Source organism: Rothia sp. HMSC08A08, from assembly GCF_001808385.1.
In the GTDB taxonomy this organism is placed as follows: Bacteria; Actinomycetota; Actinomycetes; order Actinomycetales; family Micrococcaceae; genus Rothia; species Rothia dentocariosa.
This window is the reverse complement of record NZ_KV793081.1, coordinates 137574-154406: the sequence shown is the minus strand read 5'-3', so window position 1 is coordinate 154406 and position 16833 is coordinate 137574. Positions and strand designations below refer to the sequence as shown.

General features: G+C 56.1%; 12 protein-coding genes and 1 pseudogene. 8 read left to right on the top strand and 5 right to left on the bottom strand.

Going from position 1 to position 16833, the window contains the following annotated elements; translation table 11 throughout:
- Positions 1–844, bottom strand: a pseudogene (locus tag HMPREF3164_RS10095) (hypothetical protein); the annotation flags it as partial.
- 442 nt (positions 845–1286) lie between these two features.
- Here HMPREF3164_RS10095 and dnaK point away from each other — a divergent pair.
- The 4 genes from dnaK (at position 1287) to HMPREF3164_RS10075 (ending at position 5415) form a co-directional block, all read left to right on the top strand.
- Complete coding sequence (dnaK, locus tag HMPREF3164_RS10090; protein ID WP_004006017.1) at positions 1287–3137, top strand: molecular chaperone DnaK; 1851 nt, start codon at positions 1287–1289, stop codon at positions 3135–3137.
- 2 nt (positions 3138–3139) lie between these two features.
- The gene (locus HMPREF3164_RS10085) at positions 3140–3712 is read left to right on the top strand and encodes a nucleotide exchange factor GrpE (RefSeq protein WP_070450826.1); all 573 of its coding nucleotides are present in this window, start codon (positions 3140–3142) and stop codon (positions 3710–3712) included.
- A 203-nt stretch (positions 3713–3915) separates the two neighbouring features.
- Positions 3916–4956 (top strand): DnaJ C-terminal domain-containing protein, encoded by a 1041-nt coding sequence (locus HMPREF3164_RS10080; protein ID WP_070450824.1) that lies wholly within the window; start codon positions 3916–3918, stop codon positions 4954–4956.
- Between the two features lie 3 nt (positions 4957–4959).
- Positions 4960–5415 (top strand): heat shock protein transcriptional repressor HspR, encoded by a 456-nt coding sequence (locus HMPREF3164_RS10075; protein WP_070450822.1) that lies wholly within the window; start codon positions 4960–4962, stop codon positions 5413–5415.
- Between the two features lie 160 nt (positions 5416–5575).
- Here the strand turns inward: HMPREF3164_RS10075 and trmB are convergent, their stop codons facing one another.
- A complete protein-coding gene (gene trmB / locus HMPREF3164_RS10070; RefSeq protein ID WP_070450840.1) occupies positions 5576–6394 on the bottom strand; it encodes a tRNA (guanosine(46)-N7)-methyltransferase TrmB in 819 nt (272 codons plus the stop codon).
- Between the two features lie 140 nt (positions 6395–6534).
- On the bottom strand, positions 6535–6939 hold the full coding sequence (locus HMPREF3164_RS10065) for a hypothetical protein (protein WP_070450820.1): 405 nt from the start codon (positions 6937–6939) through the stop codon (positions 6535–6537).
- 407 nt (positions 6940–7346) lie between these two features.
- Between HMPREF3164_RS10065 and HMPREF3164_RS10060 the strand changes: the two genes are divergently transcribed.
- Positions 7347–8810 (top strand): amino acid permease, encoded by a 1464-nt coding sequence (locus HMPREF3164_RS10060; RefSeq protein WP_070450818.1) that lies wholly within the window; start codon positions 7347–7349, stop codon positions 8808–8810.
- A gap of 503 nt (positions 8811–9313) precedes the next feature.
- On the top strand, positions 9314–10786 hold the full coding sequence (locus tag HMPREF3164_RS10055) for an amino acid permease (protein WP_070450816.1): 1473 nt from the start codon (positions 9314–9316) through the stop codon (positions 10784–10786).
- Between the two features lie 147 nt (positions 10787–10933).
- Here HMPREF3164_RS10055 and HMPREF3164_RS10050 read toward each other — a convergent pair whose 3' ends face one another.
- Positions 10934–12328, bottom strand: coding sequence for a TY-Chap domain-containing protein (locus tag HMPREF3164_RS10050; protein ID WP_246822680.1), 1395 nt, complete (start codon positions 12326–12328; stop codon positions 10934–10936).
- A gap of 240 nt (positions 12329–12568) precedes the next feature.
- Between HMPREF3164_RS10050 and HMPREF3164_RS10045 the strand changes: the two genes are divergently transcribed.
- The gene (locus tag HMPREF3164_RS10045) at positions 12569–15004 is read left to right on the top strand and encodes a Tex family protein (RefSeq protein ID WP_070450814.1); all 2436 of its coding nucleotides are present in this window, start codon (positions 12569–12571) and stop codon (positions 15002–15004) included.
- Between the two features lie 214 nt (positions 15005–15218).
- Here the strand turns inward: HMPREF3164_RS10045 and HMPREF3164_RS10040 are convergent, their stop codons facing one another.
- Positions 15219–16046 (bottom strand): aldo/keto reductase, encoded by an 828-nt coding sequence (locus HMPREF3164_RS10040; protein ID WP_048754460.1) that lies wholly within the window; start codon positions 16044–16046, stop codon positions 15219–15221.
- A gap of 414 nt (positions 16047–16460) precedes the next feature.
- On the opposite strand from HMPREF3164_RS10040, the gene HMPREF3164_RS10035 reads away from it, so the two are divergent.
- On the top strand, positions 16461–16775 hold the full coding sequence (locus HMPREF3164_RS10035) for a hypothetical protein (RefSeq protein ID WP_152901564.1): 315 nt from the start codon (positions 16461–16463) through the stop codon (positions 16773–16775).
- The last annotated feature ends 58 nt before the right edge of the window (positions 16776–16833 follow it).

Sequence of the window (16833 nt, the reverse complement as noted above, 5' to 3'; positions counted from 1 at the left end):
ATTTCGCCCCGGAGAAGTCAGCGTTCTGGGTGAAGGTCGCCTGAATAAAATTTGACGAAGCGTTGAAATGACTATTTCTGAAATCAATAGAGTAGAAGAAAATTGTGTTTGAAAAGTCATAATCGAAATCTGACCAAGGACCTTTTAAAAGTTTCTTAGTTCCGTCTTTTTCAGTAATAATACCGTCATTGAGCCGAGTCTTGATTGCGTCCAGAATTGTTAGCCGCAATTCTTTTTCTTCACGGAACCTTGCCTGATCTTTGGCAAACTGTTGTATTCCACTTTCATAACTCTCTGGTACTTCATTCTCAGACAGCACTTTGGACTTGGAGGTAAGGTCAAATGGTGAGCGGATGTAGGCGCAGAGGCTATTAATGATTGCTTGACCTTCTTCCCGGCGTTCTTCTTTGCTGGGAAGAGTCTTCTCATCAGCTAGCCACTCGTCAACCAGCTTGATCAGAGTGTAGACACCGCCAAGGCGAATAGGTGCTTTTTCATCGGCGAGTTGTTCAATCGCTGTAGCATAGCGGGTGCGTCGCTCGGCATGTACCTGTCGCATGTGTTCTTGATCGTTTTTACGGCGATTTTCCCACAGAGTAAGGATTGCGAGAACGCCACCAGTGGCTACAAGAACAGCTTGACGTAGAGTTGAGATACTATCGTCTTTGCTGAACGGTTGGGGTACCGCAAAGGGGACCACCAAAAATGCGCACACTCCACCTATCACAGCAACAGCGATAAGGGTCGTGTAGAACCAGTTCTTGCTTAACCATCTCAAAATTCTCTTAAAAAACTTAGAGAGTGCATCCCATATCTTTTTTGGGCTTATCTTCAGGGTAATCATTAGTATCTTTAGTATTCCTGCAACCTAGATCAAATACTCACCTTCTATCATAGGGCGAGGGTAACCGCATATGTCGGAATTACCGTTGCTAACCTCACATATTGCGTGAGGTAGGGGTGGGGTAGTCCCTAGTGTTCGCGCAGATTACCGCCCAAAGAACCCCTAATTTCCGCACCAAAATCACCAGCACAACACCCCTTGCCACTGCACCATAACTCACACTCACTTCAAAAAGTTGAGTCTTTTTCGCTCAAGTCTGTTGACATCCACCCAAACATATGTAAAACTTGAGTACATGAGGCTCAAGGGGTCACTCACCGGGCAGCATCCCAGCACATCTTCACCGTGCATGCGCTCGGCCTAAACCCCCTTACGCCCCGAAGATTTAACCAAGGAACCCGCCTCGCCAAGAAGCGGGGCATAACACTAAGGAGTACAAAACATGGCACGTGCAGTTGGTATTGACCTCGGCACCACTAACTCGGTCGTATCCACCCTTGAAGGTGGCGAACCGGAAGTTATCCCTAACGCTGAAGGCGCCCGCACCACCCCCTCCGTGGTCGCATTCTCCAAGGATGGCGACGTTCTGGTGGGCAGCGTAGCAAAGCGCCAGGCGGTCACTAACGTTGATCGCACCATCTCGTCCGTCAAGCGCCACATGGGCACCGACTGGACGACGGAAATTGACGGCAAGAAATACACCCCGCAGGAAATTTCCGCACGTATTCTGCAGAAGCTCAAGAATGATGCTGAAGCATACCTAAACGACAAGGTGACTGATGCGGTTATCACCGTTCCCGCATACTTCAACGACGCTGAGCGCCAGGCCACCAAGGAAGCCGGCGAAATCGCAGGTCTGAACGTTCTGCGTATCGTGAACGAGCCAACCGCAGCTGCACTGGCATACGGTCTGGACAAGGGTAAAGAAGACGAACTGATTCTTGTCTTCGACCTTGGTGGCGGTACCTTCGACGTCTCCCTGCTTGAAGTTGGCAAGGACGAAGATGGCTTCTCCACCATTCAGGTGCGCGCAACCAGCGGCGACAACCGTCTGGGTGGCGACGACTGGGATCAGCGCATTGTGAATTGGCTGCTTGAGCAGGTCAAGTCCAAGACCGGTGCAGACCTCTCCAAAGACAAGATTGCTCTGCAGCGTCTGCAGGAGGCAGCTGAGCAGGCTAAGAAGGAGCTCTCCAGCGCATCCAGCACCAACATTTCGCTGCAGTACCTCTCGGTAACCCCCGAAGGTCCGATTCACTTGGACGAGAAGCTCTCTCGCGCAAAGTTTGAGGACCTCACCAGCGACCTGCTCGAACGCACCAAGAAGCCCTTCCAGGACGTTATCAAGGAAGCAGGCATCAAGGTTTCGGATATTTCCGAGGTTGTGCTCGTGGGTGGTTCCACCCGTATGCCCGCCGTGGCTAACCTGGTGAAGGAACTCACCGGCCGCGAACCCAACAAGGGTGTTAACCCCGATGAGGTTGTGGCAATGGGTGCAGCCCTGCAGGCAGGCGTACTCAAAGGCGACCGTAAGGACGTTCTGCTAATCGACGTGACCCCGCTGTCCCTCGGTATCGAAACTAAGGGCGGTGTGATGACCAAGCTGATCGAGCGCAACACCGCTATTCCGACCAAGCGTTCTGAGACCTTCACGACCGCTGAAGACAACCAGCCTTCCGTGTCGATTCAGGTGTTCCAGGGTGAGCGCGAATTCACCCGCGACAACAAGAACCTGGGTACCTTCGAGCTGACCGGTATCGCCCCCGCACCGCGCGGCGTACCCCAGATTGAGGTCACCTTCGATATTGACGCCAACGGCATTGTGCACGTCTCCGCAAAGGACAAGGGTACCGGTGCTGAGCAGTCCATGACCATCACCGGCGGTACCTCCCTCTCGAAGGAAGACATTGACCGCATGGTCAAGGATGCTGAGGCTCACGCAGAGCAGGATAAGGCACGCCGTGAGGCAGCCGACACCCGTAACGCAGCCGAGTCTGTGGCATACTCCGTCGATAAGCTCCTGAAGGAGAACGGCGAGAAGCTGCCCGAAGACGTCAAGACTGAGGTTCAGGGCGATGTCGATGAGCTCAAGAAGGCTCTTGAAGGCGATGATGACGATGCCGTGAAGTCTGCTCTTGAGAAGCTGCAGGCATCCCAGACCAAGCTGGGCGAGGCTCTGTACGCTTCCGCACAGGCAGAGGCTAACGCAGACTCCGCTTCTTCCTCTAAGGAAGATGACGAAGATGTGGTAGATGCCGAGGTTATCGACGAGGACGAAGACGAGAAGAAGTAATCATGGCTGAACACGAGAACACTGCGGGAGACCCACTGGAGGAGGCATTCAACGCCCCCGCCGCCGAGGGTCACCCCGAGGCTGAGGAAGCCCCTGCCGTAGCCGATGCTGCGGCGGGGGAAACCCCCGAGCCGAGTGAGGAAGCACCCTCAGAGGATGCGAAACTCGCGGCAGAACGCCTGGACAGCCTGCTTCGCCTGCAGGCGGAGTTCACAAACTTTAAGAACCGTGCCGCCCGCGAGAAGGAGCAGCTGCGGGAGTTTGTGGCGAGCGATATTGTGAGCCTGCTTCTGCCGGTGCTCGACGATATTGACGCCGCACGCAAGCACGGTGACCTGCAGGAAGGTCCCTTCGCTGCAATCGCTGCCAAACTTGAGGAGTCTCTCAAGAAGGAAGGCGTGGAACGCTTCGGCGAGGTGGGCGAGCCCTTCGACCCGAATATTCACGAGGCGGTGCTCCAGCAGCCAACCGGAGAGGTAGAACCGGACCATATTTCGATGGTTCTGCGATACGGGTACCGCGTGAATGATCGCGTGGTGCGCACCGCCCAAGTTGCGGTGGCTGTCGCCGAGTAAACGCTCCGTAGAGCACACAACGGGCGGGTTCTTGAGAAATTGAGAACCCGCCCGTTTACCGTATATTTCCGCGGTTTTCTACGGGATTTCTCTTCCAAAATTGAGTCTAGTAGACTAAACTTTATATAGGATTAAAAACTAAGGTTGTGCCCCTTTGGACGGGGCGTTACAAGAACCCCGGACGACGGGGAAGGAGAACTTACATGGCAAGCGAAAACTGGCTGTCAGAAGACTTTTACAAAACCCTCGGCGTGAAAGAAGACGCCTCTGAATCTGATATTAAAAAGGCTTACCGCAAACTCTCGCGCAAATATCACCCCGACCTAAACCCCGGGAACGAGACAGCCGAGAAGAAATTCAAGGAAGTCTCCGAAGCCTACGATGTACTCTCGGATAAGAAACAGCGCGAAGAATACGACCAGATTCGTAAATACGGTGCCGCAGGGTTCGCTAATGGCGGCTTCGGAGGCGGCGCTGGCGGATTTGGTGGTGCCGGTGGGTTCGGCGGATTTAACGGCCAAAACGTGCATTTCACGACCAGCGGCGGTGGCGAAGGTATCAACATTGAAGACCTGCTCGGTGGACTCTTCGGTGGTGGCGTTGGCGGCGCGGGTGGTTCACGCCGTACCGCCGGGTTCACGAGTGCCGATTTTGGGGATGCCACCGGGTTCGGGGGAGCTCAAGGCTTCGGCGGCAGGCAGCAGCGTGCCCCGCAGGATAATAACCTCTCCACCAGCACACGTATTACCCTGCCGCAGTCGTACACGGGCACCAAGGCGACCGTGTTCCTGCCGGACGGCACGAGTACTGAGGCGCGCATCCCGGCGGGTGTGAAGGACGGGCAGAAAGTGCGTGTGCGTGGTAAGGGACGCCCCGGCACCGGCGGCGATCTGATGGTGACCGTGCGCGTTTCGGATGACCCGCACTACAGCCGCGAGGGAAACAACCTAGTGTTGCGCGCCCCCGTGACCCTAGAGGAAGCCGTCAATGGCGGTGTGCTGGAAGTGCCCGTACCCGGCGGTAAAACCGTCAAATTGCGACTAACCCCCGGCAGTGTGGGTCGTAAACTGCGTGCGAAAGGACGCGGGTTCAAAACCAAGTCGGGCACCGGCGACCTGCTGGTGATCCCTGAGGTGCACCTGCCTCAGAACCTGAGCGATGAAGCGAAGGAAGCCTTCGAGAAGTTCATTGCCCTGGCGCCGCAGGAGAACCCCCGTGAGGACCTTTTGAAGAAAGTTAGGTAGCTTATGAGTGCCCATAGTAAGCAATCATCGGCGTCTGCCTACAGCACCGACAGGCCGGTTTTTGTGATTTCGGTGGCGGCGGAGCTGGCGGGTATGCACCCGCAGACGCTCCGCCAATACGACCGCCTGGGGCTGGTGCAGCCTTCGCGTGCGCCGGGTAAGGCCAGGCGCTATTCGCAGCGCGATGTGGATTTACTTCAGCGTATTCAGCAACTCTCGCAGGAAGGCGTTTCGCTTGAGGGAATCCGCCGGATTATTGAGCTTGAAGAGATGGTTGAGGAACACCGGGATCATATTGCCCGCCTGCAGGCTCAGCTTGAGGATGCGCACGCCAAGCTGGGGCTGGCGGAACGAGTATTCGCAGCCAGCACCCGCGGGGATGTGGTGAACATTCAGCGGGGTCAGCGCCCGGCACCGCGCAAACGTTCCTCGGCGGTGGTGCTGTACCGGCAGAAATAGGGGCGGACAGCCAGTGTGGTACGGTTGATATAGCTCATCAGCCAAGATGCTGAAAGAGCATCTGGAACCGTTTGCTAGGCAAGCGGTTCTTGCTTTATCTCCCTAGCTTTATTCGATGGCGTCGCCGGAAGGTATCGTTACCCTTTCCCCAGCAGATAACTTATTTACGCCTATACGTCAGGTCGTGGGCACAGCGGCCCGCCTCACGAGCCTTCCGTTCAAAGCTAGTCAGGATGCGCCCCTCCCAGCGCGGCGCCCACCCGCCGACGGGGTCGTCCTCGGTAGCGCCTTCACCGGCATGCAGATTCTCGAAATCGGGGTGCGCCTCCATAACATCGCGCATCACGTGGGCGTATTCTTCCCAGTCGGTGGCCAAGCGCCAGATTCCGCCGGGTTTGAGCACGCGCGCAACCTTGTCGGCAAAAGCGGGGGAGACCAGACGACGTTTGTGGTGGCGTGACTTGTGCCAAGGGTCGGGGAAGAAAACCCAGAGCTCATCAACCGAATTTTCTTCCAGCATGTTATCGAGCAATTCGGGGGCGTTAGCCTGAGCGACGCGCACATTCTCAACCCCGGCCTGCCCCATCTTGAGCAGCAGATCCGCAATGCCAGGGGTGTAGACCTCAACGGCAAGGAAGTTCGCCTCGGGCATTTCGGAGGCGCGGTGCACAATTGCTTCACCCAGCCCGGAACCGATCTCGACAACCTGGTAGGCTTCGCGTCCGTAGATTGTGACCGGGTCGAAGGTGGCTTCGGGGGCTACAGAGGTATCTGCCCGCAGCCGGGGTATGTCGAGCACGTGGGTTTGGGAGTAGGTGTCCCACGCTTTTTGGCGGCGCGAGGTCAGGCGGTCGCCGCGGCGCACGAAGGAGTAGGGCTGGCGGAAGAACTCGGGCGGTACCGTTTTCTTCTCGGGCGTCTGGGGCGCATCGGCGTTGGCTGATGCGGTGGTTTGCGCGTTCTGCTCGTTAGATGACATACCTATCAGGATAACGTAGCGGCGCTCGGCGGCGAGCACTGTTAAAAATCTGGGGACTAAAAGTTTCGGGGGCAGTTTCTTCATTCGAATGAAGAAACTGCCCCCGTTTGGTCTTTACGACCGCGAAGTCGCCGTGCAGGCTACTTATTCTTGCCGGAGAACAGCAGTGCCAGACCCGCGCCGAGAATCACGATGTTGTTGGCGAGCTGTTGCCCATCCTGAGTGGGTCGGAATGCGCCGTCATGCATATTGGGGTTGCGGAAGTACATGGTCATGAGGTTCGCACCGAAGGCGGTCAGACCCGCGCCCGCCAGACGGCTGGGGATGAAAGGGGTCAGCAGGGTAGCGCCGAGCGCGGTTTCCGAGTAGGAAATAAGTTTACCGAAGGTTTTGGGGTCGAGCTTGGCGACGGCGGGCACACCTGATGCCGCCATCTGCTGCAGATATGCGTAGGTACCTTCGTCGGCGCCGAGTTTCTTGATGCCTGCATCGAGCACGAGCGCGCCCGTGGTGAGGCGCAGTGCAGCATTTGATAGTTTACCCATGAGTGAGTGTCCTCCTGATGTTTTGTGATGAGATGAGTAATGCGGTATTTCCACACCGGGCATTGCAATTGTAGCGGCAAACCTCAGGAAAGTTTATTTAATCGTAAAGTTTTAACATATTTTTTGCGATAAGCATTATTTTCAGCGTATTAGCGGGGGAGAGTGCTGGCTGGGAGAAGCATCGTCGGCGTGTCGCCACCCCCAGATAGCATAGGCATAGCCAAGGTTCATGCGAGGTATGCATCTTTTGCGGGTAGAATTCTGTGTAGTCACGGCGCATACGGCGCGATTTGCTATGAGCTGCGCTTACGCGAAAAAGTCCGAACCGTATCGCTATGCCCCGAAGGTCGGGGCTTCCTGTCGAGGTTGTAGCCCGCAGGGCAGAGCACACACAGAAAAGAGGAATAGTGACACAGCGACCTTCCAAGCATACAGTTACCGAGAATGAGAGTTCCACGGGTGAAGAGAGCCTGCAGCGTGGATTAAGTTACAGGCATATCCAGCTCATCGCTATCGGCGGTGCAATTGGTACGGGGTTATTTCTAGGATCGGCGAAGACTATTTCGCTGACGGGCCCTTCCATCGTATTTGTCTATGCGATTATTGGCATCATTATCTATTTTGTGCTGCGTGCGATGGGCGAGATTCTGCTGTCGAACCCTAAGTACAAGTCATTTACCGATTTCGTATCTGATATTTTGGGTACTCGCGCGGGCTTTTTCGTCGGCTGGTCGTACTGGTTCTTCTGGGTGACCACGGGTATTGCGGATGTGCTGGCGATTACGGATTACACGCATTACTGGTTCCCCGAGCTGCCCTCATTTATTCCTGCACTTATTGTGATCGGGGCGCTGTTGGCACTGAACCTGCCGTCGGTGAAAAACTTCGGTGAGATCGAGTTCTGGTTCGCCATGGTTAAGATCGTGTCGATTCTGGCGCTTATCGCCGTGGGTGCCGTGATGGTCGTGGCTGGGTTTACGAGCCCGGATGGAACGGTCGCCTCCATCACGCACCTGTGGGATCACCCGGGACCTTCGGGCAACGGGGTGTTTATTCACGGCTTGACGGGGTTCTTAGGTTCGTTCCAGATTGCGTTGTTCGCGTTCGTGGGCGCTGAGCTGGTGGGTACCGCCGTGGCAGAGACAAAGAACCCCGAACGTACTCTGCCGCGCGCAATTAACGCCGTGCCGCTGCGCATGGTGCTGTTCTATGTGCTGCCGCTGTCGGCGATTCTTGCGGTGACTCCCTGGGATAAACTCGACCTTAATATGAGTCCTTTCGTGGGGATGTTCTCACTGGCGGGTGTGTCAATTGCCGCATCGCTCATTAACTTTGTGGTGCTGACGTCGGCAACGTCTTCGGCGAACTCAGGTATTTTTTCGACCTCGCGCATGGTGTATGGACTGGCGGAGGATGGGAATGCGCCTTCCTTCCTGAAGAAGCTCTCGAAGAACGGCGTACCCACAAACGCTCTGTACCTGACGACGGTTCTTCTGCTCTTTAGCCTGGTGATGCTGGCGTTTGGGCGTGAGCTTCTGGAAGCGTTTACTGTCGTGACTTCGGTGGCCTCAATTATGGGTATTTTCACGTGGTCGATGATTCTGGTGTCGTACCTGGTATACCGCAAGAAGTTCCCTAAACGGCATGAAGCCTCGAAGTATAAGATGCCGTTTGGTCGCACGATGAGCTGGGTTGGTTTGGTGTTCTTCGCTCTGATGATCTATGCCCTGAGCTTGCAGCCAGAAACCGGGTTGGCTCTGGCGCTTAGCCCTATCTGGTTTATCGGGGTTGAGCTTGGGTACGAGGTGATGGTGCGCCGTCATGCACGTAAGCGCCTTCTTTCGGAGTCGGCACGGGCGGAAACTAAGTAGCGAGTTTATTTTTCCTCATTAGCGGGCGGGATGCGGTGCGTAGAGAAAACGTTCGGCATCCCGCCCGCTGTGTCTTATGAGGCGATGACATACGGCATGTACCAGAACAGACACCAATATGTATAGATATTCTTAAATTTGTATAGAAATCATATATGATGAGAATTTTTCTTTTGAGGATGTGGCGAGTTGGGCAGCAAAGGGACGTACCTCACGCGTGCCGTATTTTCCGAAAGTAAGGCTTATTGTCAAGGGTTTTTCGCAGATTCCTTCCGAATTTTTTTAAATCGCGGCATAAAGAATTTATTATTCGTGATGCATGCTATAGATACGCGACACACTTCCTGGAGATAATTACACAATAGCGTCCCTGTTATGTAGAATATATATTCAAAAGTTGTGATAGCTCACCGTATCTTACGGGCTGAGTGCTGCACTTGCCGCCCCGAAAGCCGGGGCTGTCCCGCTCGGCTGCGGGACCCAACCACGAAAGAGGAACTGTCATGCAGCAACCTCACGATAATGCCGCATCGGCGGCAGACACGACAGATAATGCTGAAGAACTGCACCGCGGGCTGAGCAACCGACATATCCAGCTCATTGCTATCGGCGGTGCTATTGGTACCGGGCTCTTCATGGGCTCCGGTAAGGCAATTTCTAAAGCTGGTCCATCTATCCTCTTGGTCTACATGGTTATCGGCGCCGCAATCTTCTTGGTGCTGCGTGCGATGGGTGAGATCCTTCTATCAAACCTGAAATATAAGTCATTCTCAGACTTTGCTACCGACCTGATCGGGCGCCCCGCAGGGTTTTTCCTCGGATGGTCGTACTGGTTCATGTGGGTGGTCACCGCGGTCGCAGATATTATCGCGATCGTGGGCTATACCGAGCTGTGGTGGCCCGATTTACCGAAGGCGGTTCCAGCACTCGTCGTGATTATTGCGCTACTGGCACTGAACCTGCCCTCGGTGAAGAACTTCGGTGAGATCGAGTTCTGGTTTGCCATGATTAAGATTGTTGCCATCTGCGCCCTCATTATCGTGGGTGCCATTATGGTTGCTACGAGCTTCACGACACCCAGCGGTGCTCATGCTCAGGTAGCCAACCTGTGGAACGATGGCGGATTCTTCCCTAACGGTGCCACCGGATTCTTAGGCGCCTTCCAGATCGCGGTCTTCGCCTTTATGGGGTCTGAGCTAGTAGGTACTACCGCCGCCGAAACCCAGAACCCCACGGTGACCTTGCCGAAGGCTATCAACTCCGTGCCGGTTCGTATTCTCATCTTCTACGTGGGCGCCCTGGTCGTTATTCTGATGGTAAACCCTTGGCGTGAAATTGATCCGGCCAAGAGCCCCTTCGTGACCATGTTTACCCTCGCCGGTATTGCCATTGCGGCGCATATCGTGAACATTGTGGTGCTGACCTCGGCAACATCATCGGCGAACTCGGGGATTTTCTCGACTTCGCGCATGGTGTACGGTCTTTCCCAGGAAGGTTATGCACCGAAGTTCCTCGGTAACCTTTCCGGGAGCGGTGTGCCCCGCAACGCGCTGTTCCTCACCTCGATTCTGCTACTCTCCAGTATCGCCCTGCTCTATGCTGGCGACTCGATTATTGAGGCGTTCACGCTGGTCACCACGATGGCGGCAGTACTTGTGATCTTCGTATGGTCGATGATCCTCGTCAGCTACCTGTGCTACCGCGCGAAGCGCCCCAACCTGCACCGGGAGACCACCTATCCCATGCCCGGCGGCGTGGTGGCATGCTGGATCGTGCTTGCGTTCTTTGCTTTCATCATCGGGATTCTTGCTACCGATAAAGACACTCTCACCGGTCTAATGCTCATGCCCATCTGGTTCATCCTGCTGACTATCGGGTGGTTCGTGAAGAACAGCATCAATCCCGAAATCCCGGAGACCAGCATTACGCAGTCGCATCCGGTGGTGGATATGAAGGCACCGAAGAATAATAAGTAAAGACACTTCGGCGGTTATCTGTTCCGCATTACTTCCGGTATAAAAAGGCTCTTGATGTGAATAGGGCGGCGTTACTAGCGCTTTATTCACATCAAGAGCCTTTTAGCGTGATAGGGGAGGAGCAAACGGAAGAATCCGCGCCCCGGCTTAACCGGCCTCGGTGCCCGAGGTATCCTCGGCATCCAACACCAGGTCATCTGTGCGGTAGTAGTCCCAACGGGAACAGCCCATACCCCAGCGCATCGCCTGCACCACATCCTGCGCGGCCTCATGAGGGTCAAAAACATTCCGATTCCACATAGGCTGCATGGGGGTTGGCGCCGCCCACCCGTGCGAACGCAGGTAGTCGGTACTGAACTTGGGCAGAACCTCAGCCTCCATCGCAATTTCGCACAGAAACCCGGCGGGGGAGCGGTAGATACACACAAGCGGCATTGCGTTAGCATGCGCGGCACCCGTGAGCACATAGTAGGTGCGCAGATGCCTGCTCCAGGGCAGGCTCGCCAAACGCTGACCGAGTGAGTTCGTCACCTCGTCCCAGCGGTCGCGGGCAGAAACCGTCTGCTCAGACTTCACAACCCCAATACCCTGCACCGCAAGCTGCTCGGGTGAAATACTGGGCGGATGCGGCGGCACCCGCACCGGCGCGACCTCACTCTTCGTCATCTGCAGGGCATCGGTCACCATTGTGCGGCCCACTTGCAAGGCGGTATGCCATGACCCGTACTTCGCGCGCACCGCCGCCAGAAACGGCACCCGCCCCAGATTACTGCGCATAGTAGACCAGGTTCCGTAGGCAAGCACCGTCGGCTGCCGATCATACCGAATACAGTAACTCATGAAACTGCCCAGTTGGTTACGGAACTCCATATCCGTGAGCGAAGTACCGCCCAGCTGCCAGTTGTACTCCGCATAATCGGGCGGACACACACCGGTGCGCAGCATGGCGGTTGACCATCCGCCATCGCCCAGCTGATCACGAATGCTCTCGCAGGAGGGCGGCCATACAAACGAACCGTGCGCCACGTCTTGGGACTCAGCCGGAAGATGCTGGCACACATCGCGGTAGGTAAGCTCATCAAGCTGCGTATATGGATGCAGCGCCAGGTACTTGAGCCCAGCACCCACCTTCCCTAAAATCAGGGCGATATTCTGCGGTGAAACCCGTGCGCTCTCCAATAAGCGCAGCATATCCGCCATGACCGTTGCATCCAGAGTTGTTGCGGCATAGGAACCATCCGGCGCCAGACCGTAAGCCTCCGCCACCGCATACCAGACGGCGGTCGCCAGCAAAACATGGGTGGGAGTCTGCTCGCCGTGCGAACCAAACTCCCACATGCCAGAATCTAAAGCAAAATCAAGATGTTCCCGGTTAACCTGCGGAAAAAGAACACGAATACGCCGGTGCGTTTCGCTCGGAGTCCAACCCTGCGCAGCCAATGCGGTAATCAGCGTGCCAAACTGTTGATGAAATTCCGCGTACCCCGCCGGCAAAGACGAACGTGAAGGCGCCTGTGCGCGATCGTCAGCACGACCATACATGCGAAACCTTCTTTCAGCCAGTCCACCGTGAACCGGCTACCGTCATGTCATCTTCTATGCCCCGGCGCATAACTTCTGCACAATCGCCGGACTATCTGAAAAATAGCGATGTGATGTTATTACCTATTCTAGAGGCGGGACCATAGCTGTAAAATTTATTACGCTCCGATGCGCAACATACCCCGCGCCGCACGCCCCGCAAGACTGGCACAGCACACCCGAGAATGCGAAACTGAGAGAATGAGCGAAAAACACGAGCGCACCGAAGCTACGAACACCCGCATCCTAACGATGCTCGCTAAGGAATTAGACCTCAAACCCACGCGTGTTCGTGCCGCCGTAAAGCTGCTCGACTCTGGGGCTTCGGTTCCGTTTATCGCTCGCTACCGCAAAGAAGCTACGGGTGCGCTCACCGACACCCACCTGCGTGCTATTAGCACCCGGCTCGATGCCCTGCGTGCGCTCGAAACTCGCCGCGAGAATATTCTCAGCTCGCTTGCCCAACGCCGCGAAGACGGGCTGATCGACCCGCTCACCTACGAACAGCTCATCACAGGGGTGGGCGCAGCATCCACTAAACAAGACCTCGAAGCGCTCTACGCACCCTACCGGAGCGAGCGCATCACCAAGGCGCAGCGTGCCCGCGCGGCAGGTCTGGAGGCGCTCGTTGAAGACCTGCTCGAAGTTCCCCTTGCCGAGGTCTACGATATTGCCGCAGCCTATGTGGACGAACCGAATGAAACCGACGATAAACAGGTGGCAGATACCGGAAAATCCGAAGACTCCGGAATTACAACGGTGGAAGAAGCCCTCGACGGCGCCCGCGCTATCCTGATCGACCGGGCACTGACCGACCCAACGCTCGCCGAACGCCTTCACGAAAGAATGGTTGCCAACGGAACGATCTCTAGCCGAGTTATCGCCGGGCGAGAAGCCGAAGGGGCAAAATTCGCCGACTATTTCGACTTCTCCGATAGCATCAGGCGTATTCGCCCACACCGGGTTCTCGCCCTGCTTCGCGCCAAAGAAGCCGGAATCGTGCGGCTCAGTATTGACGGTGCCACACCAGCCCCGCCCCTGAGCAAACTCCGCGGTGAAGCGCGCGCCGCCGCGCTTGCCCTCACCGAAAATTACGAGAACGTTCGTTCGGGATACGAGCGTGAAGTCGCCTCTGCGCTGCGCATACCCGTGCAGGTTCTCAACACCGTCGACAGTGAAGACCGTGTGCTCGGCTGGCTCGCCGCAACCGTGCGCACCGCATGGCGCAAACGACTGCACCCCCGCCTGGCAGACCGCATACGCAATGCCCTCTTCGAGATGGCAGAACGCGAAGCCATCACCGTTTTCGCTTCGAACCTGCGCGACCTTCTGCTTGCCGCACCCGCCGGGCAAAAAGTCACCCTCGGGCTTGACCCGGGGCTGCGCAACGGTGTGAAATGCGCGGTTATTGACGGCACCGGGCACGTGCTGAAAACCTTCACGGTGTACCCACACGCGCCTCGATACGACCGTGCCGGTGCGCTCGCTGCCCTTGAGGATGCGGTGCTCACCCACGGCGTGGAACTTATCGCCATTGGCAACGGCACCGCCTCACGTGAGACCGATAAACTCGCCGCCGAACTGCTGGCGAAGCTGCGTTCTCAGGGGTATAAGGCGGCACAGAAGGTTACCGTCTCAGAGGCGGGGGCATCCGTATATTCGGCCTCCGAACTCGCCAGCGAAGAGCTGCCCGATCTTGACGTAACGGTACGCGGGGCGGTCTCGATCGCCCGGCGGTTGCAAGACCCGCTTGCCGAACTCGTCAAAATTGATCCCCAGTCTTTAGGCGTGGGGCAGTACCAGCATGACGTTAGCGTGACCGCTTTAAGACGCGCCCTCGATAATACGGTTGAGGATTGCGTAAATGCGGTGGGGGTCCACCTGAACAGCGCATCCGCCGCACTGCTTGCGCGTGTTGCCGGTTTTAACCGCACGATTGCCGAAAATATCGTGGCATACCGGGGCGAACACGGGGCTTTCACCACCCGGGAAGAGCTTCTGAATGTGCCGCGGTTAGGGGCTAAAGCCTATGAACAGGCAGCGGGGTTCGTGCGGATTCTGCACGGTACCGAACCGCTGGATGCCTCTGCCGTGCACCCCGAATCGTACCCTGTGGCGCGGCGTATTATCGCCGATGCGCAGCGGAATCACGGGGCACTCTGGCAATCTGGGCGGCTTATCGGTCGTAACGGGGAAGACCCGCTCACCGCACTTGACCCCGCTGACTATGTGAACGAGAACATCGGCGAATACACCGTGCGCGATATATTTGAGGAATTGCGCCGCCCCGGGCGTGACCCGCGCCCCGAATTTCGTACCGCACACTTCTCTGAGGATATTTCTCGCTTTGAGGACGTAACCGTTGGGATGGTGCTTGAGGGAACCGTCTCGAATGTGGCAGCCTTCGGTGCTTTCGTCGACATCGGGGTGCATCAAGACGGGCTAATTCATATCTCGCAGATGAGCCGCGATTATGTTGCGAACCCGCACGACATTGTGCGAAGCGGCGATATCGTGACCGTGAGAGTTGTTGAGGTGGATGCGTCTCGCCGCCGTATTTCGCTCTCGCTGCTGGTAGATGCGGGCGACTCGAGTCGCTCGGAGACGACACATAAGAAAACGAATAAACGTTCTTGATAAGGGTGGCAGCATGCTTCACCGGGCGGAGGCGGATACGACGATGCGTGCTCAAACAACTGACAGCATTATGTCTGCGACCGTGGGCGGTCTTGCCAGTCATGCTGTCAGAACTGCGCCGCTATCGTATATCCGCCTCCGCACGAAATATGGTTAAAAATTTTCCGGCTTCGAGCCGCAAAAACTTACGACAGAGCTTCGCGGTACGTTGCGCCTAGAATTTAGGATTCTCAGGGTCGGGGCCTATGCGACCATCCTTCCGCGTAAGCCCATCAATCGCCGCAATGTCTGCCGCATCCAGGGTGACATTAGCGGCCGCAAAGTTCTCGGCAATGCGCGCAGGAGTAACCGACTTCGGAATCGCCACAATCCCCTTCGCCAGATGCCAAGCGAGCACAACCTGCGCCGGAGAGATACCGTGCTTACCCGCAATCTCAACGATCACCGGGTCTTTCAGAATCTCGCCACCCTGACCGAGCGGCGACCAAGCCTCGGTCACAATACCAAACTCGCTGTGCACCGCGCGCATATCTTCCTGCGAGAAATACGGGTGCAGCTCAATCTGGTGAATCGCCGGGGTCACCCCGGTATCGGCAATAATCTCGCGCAGCTGAGCCTGCGGAAAGTTAGAGACACCAATCGAACGCACCTTACCCTGCTTTTTCAGTTCGATGAGCGCCCGCCACGAGTCGAGATAGGTGCCCTGCTGAGGCATAGCCCAGTGAATCAGATACAAATCCACGTAATCGGTGCCGAGCCGCTCTAACGACGCATCAAGCGCGGTAATAGCCTTCTCGAAACCCTGATCCGAGTTCCACAGCTTGGTGGTGAGAAAAATATCCTCGCGCGGCACAGAGCTGGCGGCAATACCGCGACCTACCCCAACCTCGTTCCCATAAATGGATGCGGTATCAATGTGGCGGTATCCCGTTTCGAGAGCCGTACTAACAGCATCGGCGGCACCATTATCCTCAATCTGCCACACGCCATACCCGAGCTGAGGGATGCTGTTGCCGTCGTTGAACGTGATGTTTTTGACCATTACTTCTCCTGAAAGTTGATGGGGACTGACGTTTTCAACGGTACCCCTGGATGCGCTCGCACGCTAGGGTGACGGGCGCATCCAGCCCAGCGCGAAACCTTAGCCCGCAGTACGGTTCCACGCCGTGGCGCATGACATTCCTTCCTACCCAGGGCGCGGAAAAAGAGCCTTGATTTATATAAAGCGTGAAGAATCCCGATTTATTCGTATAAAGAGCCTTTTTAGATTCAGAAAAGACAAAAAGTATGAGCTGTAGAGATAAACGGGATTTGAATTCTGCCGATCAGAAAGTCACATGACTATAGTCATACATTCTTACTGACGTTACGGCACTGCCTGTGAAGAGTTTTCTTCGAGAGACTGGAATAGCCGGGATAGAAAAGGCTTCTATCCAATCGGTGTTCTAAGGAGAATATGATGACTGCACTAGTCACCACTAAAGTCAATGCTCTTGCAGCCGCACGTACTTTCGGGACGGCAGCGGGTAGCCCCGCTCACCGCCGTGCACTTGTGGCAAATCCCAGCGAGGTTTTGGCTGAAGCAGGCGTTGTTCCCTCAGGAACTCAGGTCCGCCTGGTAGAAGATGAAACCCTAACTCTGGGGCACCACAAGGTTGTTGATGACGGGGAAGAACTCGTCATCGCAATCGCTCCCGCAGTCGAAGAAGATCTTGATACCACCGAATCCCCTGAAGACGGTATTTGCTGGTGCTGCTGCTGCCCTTGCTAAGTTCTGAAGGGCTATAAACAACGATGGGAACCAGGCTATTAAAGCTTGAGTACTAGCC

Excerpts from the sequence above, each read along its gene's own strand:
- HMPREF3164_RS10050 (WP_246822680.1), bottom strand. The coding sequence starts at position 12,328 with ATGTATGGTCGTGCTGACGATCGCGCACAGGCGCCTTCACGTTCGTCT.
- trmB (WP_070450840.1), bottom strand. The coding sequence starts at position 6,394 with ATGTCATCTAACGAGCAGAACGCGCAAACCACCGCATCAGCCAACGCC.
- HMPREF3164_RS10085 (WP_070450826.1), top strand. The coding sequence starts at position 3,140 with ATGGCTGAACACGAGAACACTGCGGGAGACCCACTGGAGGAGGCATTC.
- HMPREF3164_RS10040 (WP_048754460.1), bottom strand. The coding sequence starts at position 16,046 with ATGGTCAAAAACATCACGTTCAACGACGGCAACAGCATCCCTCAGCTC.
- HMPREF3164_RS10080 (WP_070450824.1), top strand. The coding sequence starts at position 3,916 with ATGGCAAGCGAAAACTGGCTGTCAGAAGACTTTTACAAAACCCTCGGC.
- HMPREF3164_RS10065 (WP_070450820.1), bottom strand. The coding sequence starts at position 6,939 with ATGGGTAAACTATCAAATGCTGCACTGCGCCTCACCACGGGCGCGCTC.
- HMPREF3164_RS10055 (WP_070450816.1), top strand. The coding sequence starts at position 9,314 with ATGCAGCAACCTCACGATAATGCCGCATCGGCGGCAGACACGACAGAT.
- HMPREF3164_RS10035 (WP_152901564.1), top strand. The coding sequence starts at position 16,461 with ATGATGACTGCACTAGTCACCACTAAAGTCAATGCTCTTGCAGCCGCA.
- HMPREF3164_RS10075 (WP_070450822.1), top strand. The coding sequence starts at position 4,960 with ATGAGTGCCCATAGTAAGCAATCATCGGCGTCTGCCTACAGCACCGAC.
- HMPREF3164_RS10045 (WP_070450814.1), top strand. The coding sequence starts at position 12,569 with ATGAGCGAAAAACACGAGCGCACCGAAGCTACGAACACCCGCATCCTA.
- dnaK (WP_004006017.1), top strand. The coding sequence starts at position 1,287 with ATGGCACGTGCAGTTGGTATTGACCTCGGCACCACTAACTCGGTCGTA.